Origin of the sequence: Bacillus sp. AFS073361 (genome assembly GCF_002567005.1) — a bacterium.
Taxonomy (GTDB): Bacteria; Bacillota; Bacilli; order Bacillales; family Cytobacillaceae; genus Neobacillus.
The window spans coordinates 1-348 of record NZ_NUZU01000222.1; the positions used below are offsets into that span (position 1 = coordinate 1).

Sequence of the window (348 nt, forward strand, 5' to 3'; positions counted from 1 at the left end):
GTTACGTTGGCTTAGCTTCATTTCTGAAACTAAAATTTATTGTTTGTTTCACGTCTTGTTTGTTTAGTTTTCAAAGAACAATGTCTTTGTCGCTTGTGCGACTTTTCTATATTAACAGAGCTTTGATGCTGTGTCAATATCATAATTAAATATTTTTTGGTGGAGTCTAGGGGGATCGAACCCCTGACCTCCTGCGTGCAAAGCAGGCGCTCTCCCAGCTGAGCTAAGACCCCATATAATTATTAGAAATGGTCGGGAAGACAGGATTCGAACCTGCGACCCCTTGGTCCCAAACCAAGTGCTCTACCAAGCTGAGCTACTTCCCGTTAAGTGCGCCCTGAGAGATTC

At 43.4% G+C, this 348-nt stretch carries 2 tRNA genes; both read right to left on the reverse strand.

Annotated features, from left to right (window positions below):
* Positions 1-157: 157 nt before the first annotated feature.
* Positions 158-233: transfer RNA gene (locus COJ96_RS26775), tRNA-Ala, on the reverse strand.
* Positions 234-249: 16 nt separating this feature from the next.
* A tRNA-Pro gene (locus COJ96_RS26780) sits at positions 250-326 on the reverse strand.
* Positions 327-348: the final 22 nt, after the last annotated feature.